Source organism: Amycolatopsis pittospori (genome assembly GCF_013870525.1).
In the GTDB taxonomy this organism is placed as follows: domain Bacteria; phylum Actinomycetota; class Actinomycetes; order Mycobacteriales; family Pseudonocardiaceae; genus Amycolatopsis; species Amycolatopsis pittospori.
On the sequence record NZ_JACBXD010000069.1, the window covers coordinates 33,925 to 41,761 of the forward strand.

Annotated in this window: 8 protein-coding genes and 1 pseudogene; 2 read left to right on the plus strand and 7 right to left on the minus strand. The window is 69.1% G+C overall.

The features are described from left to right. Window positions 1-67 precede the first annotated feature (67 nt). Window positions 68-613: a DinB family protein gene (locus tag H5J31_RS29820; RefSeq protein WP_181775991.1), complete on the plus strand. Its 546-nt coding sequence runs from the start codon at window positions 68-70 to the stop codon at window positions 611-613. A gap of 112 nt (window positions 614-725) precedes the next feature. Here H5J31_RS29820 and H5J31_RS29825 read toward each other — a convergent pair whose 3' ends face one another. The 3 genes from H5J31_RS29825 to guaB form a co-directional block, all read right to left on the minus strand. Beyond that, on the minus strand, window positions 726-1,859 hold the full coding sequence (locus H5J31_RS29825) for a GuaB3 family IMP dehydrogenase-related protein (protein ID WP_181775992.1): 1,134 nt from the start codon (window positions 1,857-1,859) through the stop codon (window positions 726-728). 172 nt (window positions 1,860-2,031) lie between these two features. Further along, entirely contained in the window at window positions 2,032-2,496 is a 465-nt protein-coding gene (locus H5J31_RS29830) for a DUF3574 domain-containing protein (protein WP_181775993.1), read from the minus strand. Window positions 2,497-2,577: 81 nt separating this feature from the next. Then, window positions 2,578-4,089 carry an IMP dehydrogenase gene (guaB, locus tag H5J31_RS29835; protein ID WP_181775994.1) on the minus strand — a complete coding sequence of 504 codons (1,512 nt, stop codon included), beginning with the start codon at window positions 4,087-4,089 and terminating at the stop codon, window positions 2,578-2,580. A 123-nt stretch (window positions 4,090-4,212) separates the two neighbouring features. Between guaB and H5J31_RS29840 the strand changes: the two genes are divergently transcribed. Next, the gene (locus H5J31_RS29840; RefSeq protein ID WP_181775995.1) at window positions 4,213-4,599 is read left to right on the plus strand and encodes a DUF5319 domain-containing protein; all 387 of its coding nucleotides are present in this window, start codon (window positions 4,213-4,215) and stop codon (window positions 4,597-4,599) included. A 63-nt stretch (window positions 4,600-4,662) separates the two neighbouring features. Here H5J31_RS29840 and H5J31_RS29845 read toward each other — a convergent pair whose 3' ends face one another. The 4 genes and pseudogenes from H5J31_RS29845 to H5J31_RS29860 all read right to left on the minus strand — a co-directional run. Continuing rightward, a complete protein-coding gene (locus tag H5J31_RS29845) occupies window positions 4,663-5,613 on the minus strand; it encodes an anti-sigma-D factor RsdA (RefSeq protein ID WP_181775996.1) in 951 nt (316 codons plus the stop codon). Then, window positions 5,614-6,186 carry a sigma-70 family RNA polymerase sigma factor gene (locus tag H5J31_RS29850; protein ID WP_037314832.1) on the minus strand — a complete coding sequence of 191 codons (573 nt, stop codon included), beginning with the start codon at window positions 6,184-6,186 and terminating at the stop codon, window positions 5,614-5,616. It lies immediately after the preceding gene. 381 nt (window positions 6,187-6,567) lie between these two features. Further along, a complete protein-coding gene (locus H5J31_RS29855; protein ID WP_003073605.1) occupies window positions 6,568-7,164 on the minus strand; it encodes a response regulator transcription factor in 597 nt (198 codons plus the stop codon). Between the two features lie 140 nt (window positions 7,165-7,304). Continuing rightward, window positions 7,305-7,837: pseudogene (locus tag H5J31_RS29860) on the minus strand (hypothetical protein); the annotation flags it as partial.

Here is a 7,837-nt window from a genome sequence, read left to right on the forward strand (position 1 = left end):
GAGGTAAGTTACCGGCCAGTCACCTTCCACCCGTCTGCGCGAGCGCCGACGCGGCATCCTCGTACCTGTGATCGATGAATTCGCGAAGGAATACCTGCACAGTGACCTGCGAGAGATCCGCGAGACGATGCTCGCGAAGCTCGACGGACTGTCCGAGTACGACATCCGTCGTCCCCTGACCGCGACCGGAACCAACCTTCTCGGCCTGGTCAAACACCTGGCGACGTGGGAGGCCCGGTACTTCGGCGAGGTCTTCGGTCGGCCGTTTCCCGAGACGATCCCCGAGCGTGGCACCGACCTGTGGGCGACCGAGTACGAAACGCGCGAGGAGATCATCGGCCGCTATCGGCGCGTCTGGGAGCACTCCGACGCGACCATCGCCGCGCTCGCCATCGATTCACCCGGGCATGTGCCGTGGTGGCCACGTCCTGACGTGAAGCTGTTCAACGTCATGGTCCACATCCTCACGGAGACCAACCGGCACGCCGGGCACGCCGACATCCTCCGCGAACAGCTGGACGGCACCGTCGACGCGCCCGGGCAAGACGCGGCCCACTGGGAAGCCCGGCGGGCGGAGATCGACCGCGCCGCCAAGGCGGCAGAGCGACTTTAGCGGGCTAATCGCGAAACGAGTGGGGCTTGTGTGACCAGTGGGGCACCTGAGCGCAAAGCGGCCCGGATCGCGTTCAGCGGGCTAAACGCGATCCGGGCCGGGTGCCGGGAGGTCAGCGGCGCACGGTCAGGCCGACGCGCTGGAACTCCTTCAGATCCGAGTAGCCCGTCTTCGCCATCACGCGGCGAAGCGCTCCGAAGAGGTTTACGACGCCCTCAGCGTCCGAGGACGGCCCGAAGAGCAGCGTCTTGAGGTCTACGGCGTAATCCGGTCCCAAGGCCACCCGAGAGCGCGGCAGGGACGGGTGCGCGGCCGCCGACGTCCAGTAGAGGCCCTGTCCGGGTGCCTCGGAGGCGGCGGCCAGCGGCGCGCCCAGCATGACGGCGTCGGCACCGCAGGCGATGGCCTTGGCGATGTCGCCGGACACGCTCATCCCGCCGTCGGCGAGCACGTGCACGTAGCGGCCGCCGGTCTCGTCGAGGTAGTCACGGCGCGCGGCCGCTGCGTCGACGATCGCGGTCGCCATCGGCGTCCCGATACCCAGGACGCTGTCGGTGCTCGTCACGCCGCGGCTGGCGCCGTGGCCGACGATGACGCCCGCCGCGCCGGTGCGCATCAGGTGCATGGCGGTGCGGTAGTCGCTGACGCCGCCCGCGATCACCGGGACGTCGAGCCGTCCGATGAAGTCCTTGAGGTCCAGCGGCTCGGCGTCGCGCTGCACGTGCTCGGCGGAGATGATCGTGCCCTGCACGACCAGGATCTCGACGCCCGCCGCCAGCAGGTCCGGCGTGAGTTCCGCGGCGTGCTGCGGGCTGACCCGCGCGGCCACGGTGACCCCGGACTCGCGGACGGTCTTGATCGCCTCGGTCAGCAGGTCGAGCCGGATCGGGGCGGAGTGCAGTTCCTGCAGCTCGCGCACGATCGCGGTCGGGTCCTCGGTGTCTTCGGCCGCCCGCACGAGGCGGAAGATCGCGTCCTCGACGTTCGGGTGCCGCGCCCACAGCCCTTCCGCGTTGAGGACGCCCAGCCCGCCGAGCTCGCCCACGGCCACCGCGGTGCCCGGCGACACGATCGCGTCGGTGGGGTGCGTGACCAGCGGCAGCTCGAACCGGTACGCGTCGATCTGCCAGGCGGTGGACACGACCGACGACGACCTGGTGCGCCGCGACGGCACGATCTCCACGTCATCGAGGTCATACGCCCGCCGCGCGGTGCGGCCCATGCCGATCTCGACCAGATCCCGCACGTCAAGTCCCTTCTCACCGACGACCGTTACACCCCATTGTCGCTAGGCCGCGTGGGTGACCTGCGCACGGGGCTCCCGAACCGGGCTCGAAGTCACACCAGCCCCACTCGCCCCACCCGTTTCGCGATTAGCCCGCTAAAGGCGCTCTGATGGGGCGGGTGGGGCTGAAGGGTCAGAACGAGACTTGTTCGACGGAGTCCGTCCGGAGGACGGACTCCTGGGAGAAGGCCTTCTTGTAGGCGGTCCGGATCTCCTCGAGTTCCCGGTTCGCGTCGCGGTCGCCGAACGGGTACACGACGATGATCACCTTCGACTTCTCCCGCGAGATGACCCCGGCCGCGCCACGCCACTGGCCGCGCCCGGTCAGCTCGGTGAACCCGTCCGGGAACCTCGGCGTAACGACCTTGTCGGTGAACGCGGTGAACTCCGCGTCGGTCAGCTCACCGCCGCCCGGCTTCGTGGTGCCGAAGTACAGCTCGGTGCGCTTCCACAGCTCACCCGGCGACGCCTGGCTGTCGGCGACGACCGGCGCGGGCGCGGGTGCGGCCGAAGCGGCGACACCGCCACCCAGTCCGACGGCCGCGGCGGCGAAGACGGCCAGCGCGGTCCGCCTCGAAGCGGTCAGCGAAAAAGACATCGGTTCCTCCCAGGGAGACATGATCAGCGGACCAAGTCTCCCGGGGAGGAACCGTCAGCGGTAAGTGTCCCGAAGGGCGGACTATCGGGTGGTGTAGTTGGGTGCCTCGACGGTCATCGTGATGTCGTGCGGGTGGCTCTCCTTGAGCCCGGCCGCGGTGATCCGCACCAGCTGCGCGTCCTGCAGCTCCGGGATCGTGGACGCGCCCGCGTAACCCATGCCCGAACGCAGTCCGCCCACCAGCTGGTGGACGACGTTCGCGAGCGGCCCGCGGAACGGGATGCGCCCTTCGATGCCTTCGGGGACCAGCTTGTCCTCGCTCAGCACGTCGTCCTGCGCGTAGCGGTCCTTCGAGTACGACTTCGCCTGGCCGCGCGACTGCATGGCGCCCAGCGAGCCCATACCGCGGTAGGTCTTGAACTGTTTGCCGTTGACCAGGATCAGGTCACCGGGCGATTCGGCGGTGCCCGCGAGCAGGCTGCCGAGCATCACGGTGGACGCGCCCGACGCGATCGCCTTCGCGATGTCGCCCGAGTACTGGATGCCGCCGTCACCGATGACCGGGATACCCGCCGGGCGGGCCGCCTGGTCGGCTTCGTAGATCGCGGAGATCTGCGGCACGCCGACGCCGGCGACGATGCGGGTGGTGCAGATCGAACCCGGCCCGACGCCGACCTTGATGCCGTCCGCGCCCGCGTCCACCAGCGCCTGCGCGCCGGCCCGCGTCGCGACGTTGCCGCCGACGATGTCGACGGTCTCGCCGAGTTCCTTCTTCAGCAGCGCGACCGTCTCGACGACGGCGCGCGAGTGCCCGTGCGCGGTGTCGACCATCAGCACGTCGACCCCGGCATCGGCCAGCGCCATCGCGCGCTTGTGCCCGTCCGGCCCGACACCGACGGCGGCGCCGACGATCAGGCGGCCGTTGGTGTCCTTCGAAGCGTTCGGGTACTGCTCGGTCTTGACGAAGTCCTTGACCGTGATCAGCCCGCGCAGCTTGCCCGCGCCGTCGACGATCGGCAGCTTCTCGATCTTGTGACGGCGCAGCAGCCCCAGCGCGGCTTCCGCGGTGACCCCGACCTGCGCGGTGACCAGCGGCAGCTTCGTCATCACCTCGTGCACGGCGCGGGTGTGATCGACCTCGAACCGCATGTCGCGGTTGGTGATGATGCCCACCAGGGTCCCGGCGGCGTCGGTCACCGGCACACCGGAGATCCGGAACCGCGCGCACAGCGCGTCGACCTCGGCGAGGGTGTCCTCGGGCGAGCACGTGACCGGGTCGGTCACCATGCCGGCTTCGGACCGCTTCACGACCTCGACGGCGGCGGCCTGGTCGTCGATCGGCAGGTTGCGCTGCAGTACGCCCATCCCGCCCTGGCGCGCCATCGCGATCGCCATCCGGCCTTCGGTGACGGTGTCCATGGCGGCGGAGACCAGCGGGATGTTCAGGGTGACGTTGCGGGAGAGCCGGGTGCGGGTGCTGACCGCACTGGGCACCACGTCGGACTCGGCCGGCAGCAGCAGCACGTCGTCGAAGGTCAGCCCGAGCATGGCGAATTTGCTCGGGACGGGGGCGGTGACGCTGTCGCTGGTCATAGCAGGCGAAGGGCCTTCCTAGCGGTGATGAACGAGTCGCTCTAGCGACGCGAGGGCCTGCCCCTCATGATATCCGGGCCGGGCGGCCGCCCGGCCCGGGTGGGCGCCCGGTAGCGTGCAGGCGTGCCGCACGATGCGTTGCCCCCAGACCCGTTCGCGGATGACCCGGACGACCCGGCCCGCGCGTTCATCGACGAAGCTGACCGGCTCGACGAGCCGATCAGCGACGAAGAGCGCACCGAGTTGCTGGCCGACCTCTCCGATCTCGCCGTCTACCAGGCGCTTCTCGAACCGCGCGGGGTACGCGGGATCGTGGTCGACTGCGGTGAATGCGACGAACCCCACTATCACGACTGGCATCTGCTCCGCGCCAGTCTCGAGCAGCTGCTCGCCGACGGTCGCATGCGGCCGCACGAGCCCGCCTTCGACCCGAACCCCGGCGACTACGTGAGCTGGGACTACTGCCGTGGTTTCGCGGACGGGGTCACGGCGAACGAAAGCGCCTACTAGGACAAAACGAAAGGGCCTGGTGAGAGAGATCTCACCAGGCCCTTTCGGCGTTCTGGGGCTCCTTTACGGAGTGGTCTCGCCCGCCACCGCGGGCGCCTGCGCTCCGGCACCCGGCGAGGGCTCGTTGCGCGAGCCGCCCGGGTCGTTGCCCGAGGCGGGCGGCGTGGTCGACGTCGTGGGCGGAGGTGGCTCACTGGTCGACGTCGGCGGAGTCGGGGTGGGAGTCGAGGTACCCGGCAGGCTCGTGCCGGGGTTGCCGCCTCCGGGCAACGACGTCGGCGAAGCGGACGGCTGCGGCGTCGGCTGCGGGGCCGGCGGCTGCGGAGTCTGCGACTGCGACTGCTGATCCGGGGGCAGCGGCGGCTGGCCGGGGTTCTGCAGTTGCGCGCTGAGCTGGCGATGCTGTTCGAGCAGCTGATCGCGGTTCTCTTCGTCGGTCACCTGGCTCAGCGCGGCCTGGGCCTCGTCGAGCGCCTTACGAGCGTCGTCGAGGCGCCCGCCGGCGAGCGCGAGGTTGGCCTTTTCGAGGTCGATCTTGGCCGCTGCGGCGGCCTCGACCGACCGGGCGTGGTCGGCGTAAAGCACCTTGGTCAGGCCCCAGAGCGTGTCACCAGGCTGCGCGTCCTTCGCGGCGAGACCGGTACCGGCGAAGGCGATGGCCAGGACGGCCGCCGCGGCGGCCACCGGGACCAGCAGCCGGCGTCTTCCCCCGTGTTTGCGGGCGAGCGCGGCCGTCTTCACCGTGGTGACGGCGGTGTCGACGTCGACGAGTTCCGCGAGCGGTTCACTGTCGATGTCGCGCCGCCAAGCCAGCAACAGTGCGTTGAGTTCTTGATCGCCGAGGTCGTCGGCCATCTTCGGATCCGAGCCGCCGAGCGCGTCGAGCAGCGCGTCGTCTGCCTGCACTGCCGACAGATCAGCGGCGAACTCGGCTTCGGAGGACGTCAGCCCTCTCTCGAAGGCCGTCAGTTCACGATCGGTCCCAGGGGAGAACCGATGGTCGCGATCGGTCACTCAGATCACCTCCTCAGCGGCCAGAACCTTACGAAGGCGCGCGAGGGCGCGATGTTGGGCCACCCGGACGGCTCCCGGAGTGGACCCGACGGCCTCGGCCGTCTCTTCGGCGGACAATCCCACGACCACGCGCAGGACCACGATCTCACGTTGTTTGTCGGGGAGAACGCGCAGCAGCTGCGACATACGCTCGTTCAGCTCGCCCTGGAGGGCACGCTGCTCCGGACCGACGCCGCCCTCGATCTCGTCGGGGACTTCGGCGACCGGTTCGGCACGATTGCGGGCCGCGGCGCGATGCGCGTCGGCCACCTTGTGCTGGGCGATCCCGTAGACGAAGGCCAGGAACGGGCGGCCCTGATCACGGTACGAAGGCAATGCCGTGAGCACCGCGAGACACACCTCCTGAGCAACGTCGTCTGCGGAAGCGAACGAACGCTCCTGCCTGCCAACCCGAGCGCGGCAGTACCGCACTACCAAAGGACGGATGGCCGCCAGCAACCGCTCGACCGCTTGAGGATCTCCCTCAACAGCAGCGGCGACCGGCTCATCCAGTCCGTCCCCCACATTGGCCATCGCAGACAACAGTCCCAGTGTTACGTATAGGCGTGCAAAGAGTCCGGCGTGTGACTTCGGATGCCACTACCGGTGACAGCTACCGTACCGCCCGGACGGGCCGCCTTCACTGACGGCCGTCACCGGCGCGCCGCCTGCTCGGCGGGCGCTGAAATTCCGGGTCTTCCTGGTTCCTTTCGCTCGTAGTCGAACTTTCAACGAGCTGGAACGCAGACGGGTACGACGATCCGCCCGGAGGCGGACGCGCTCGGGCCAGAGTGCCCGAGCGGTAAGCGCAAAGGTGCGAAGGGTGACAGGGAACACAGGTACGGGCCAGGGGCTTGCCCCCGGCCCGTTGTCACCCGTTGCCGTATTCAGACCAGCGAAATCAGAAAAAGCTTGTCAGGAGACGAGTCCACGGCGGAATCCGTGGGCGACCGCCTGAGCGCGGTCCCGCACACCGAGCTTGCGGAACAAGCGGCGCGCGTGGGTCTTCACGGTGTCTTCGGACAGGTACAGCTCGCGGCCGATCTGTCCGTTGCTCTTGCCCTGACTCATCCCGCGGAGCACCTGAAGCTCGCGCTCGGTGAGCTGGACACCGGGGTCGGAGGGCTGACGCGGCGCCGGCACCGAAGTGCTGGCGAGGGTGTGCGCCAGTGCGGCGACCAGCTCGGGACGCGAGGCGTCCCAGCGCAGGTAGCCGCGGGCTCCGCCGGCGATGGCCGCGGCGATGCTGCCCGCATCGTCCGGGGCGCCGAACACGATCACGTTCGCTTGGGGGTTCGCCGAGACGAGCCGCCGGGTGGCTTCGACGCCAGTCGGCACGGCGCGCTGGGTACCGACCAGCACGACGTCGACGGGCTGACGGGAGTACCGGGCCAGCAGCTCGTCACCGTGCGCTACGCAGTCGATGCGACTGACCCCTGGGACCGCGGACATCACTCGAGTGAGCCCTTCGCGGACACTGCGTCGGTCGTCGCAGATCAAGACCGTCGTCACGGGGTTTCCTTCCTGCAGCCGGGTGACATTCCACTTCCCCTATCGGACGCTTTAGCCCGAACCTTGACACGATCCGGTGGCTTTTTTTGAAAGTTCTTAGCCCGGTTGCCGGAATGGGCCCTCCAACAGGCTAGACGCTCTCAGAGGGGGACCCACGGAGATTCCCGGGCGAGCCACCTCCCGCAAGGATCTGCGTGCCGTAACACTGCGTGCAACAGTTCGGACCCTCTGAATCGATACTCATCGGCGTGTCCTGCCCGCAGGTCGGCCGCGACCAGGTACGCCACCCACAGAAGTGAATTGAATTCGTATTTCTCGGCGGTTTCGCGAGCGTCCTCGACCAGCGTCTCCGCGCGGTCCCGCTGGGCGGAACTCCCATTCGCCATCGTCACGCCGAGTACAAGTCGTGATTTGACGACATGTCGGCACGCGCCTCGGTCCAGCGCCGTTTCCAGCGCCATTTCCGCAGGTGCGATCGCCGCCTCGGAAATGTTACTCGCCAGTTCGATTTCCGCGCCCACCCAACCGGCCCTGGTCCGGGTCCGCCAGTTGCCGGTGTGCACGTTCGCACGGGCCACCAGCCGCCGCGCCGCGGTGAGCCTGCCGCGGCCGAGATTGTCCGCCGCGAGACCGAGCAGGGCGTCCGCCCGCGCCCCCTCGGCGTCCAGCCCGT

What these genes read in the sequence shown, in the direction of transcription:
- H5J31_RS29830 (WP_181775993.1), bottom strand. Translation starts at nt 2,496, where the DNA reads ATGTCTTTTTCGCTGACCGCTTCGAGGCGGACCGCGCTGGCCGTCTTC.
- guaB (WP_181775994.1), bottom strand. Translation starts at nt 4,089, where the DNA reads ATGACCAGCGACAGCGTCACCGCCCCCGTCCCGAGCAAATTCGCCATG.
- H5J31_RS29850 (WP_037314832.1), bottom strand. Translation starts at nt 6,186, where the DNA reads ATGGCCAATGTGGGGGACGGACTGGATGAGCCGGTCGCCGCTGCTGTT.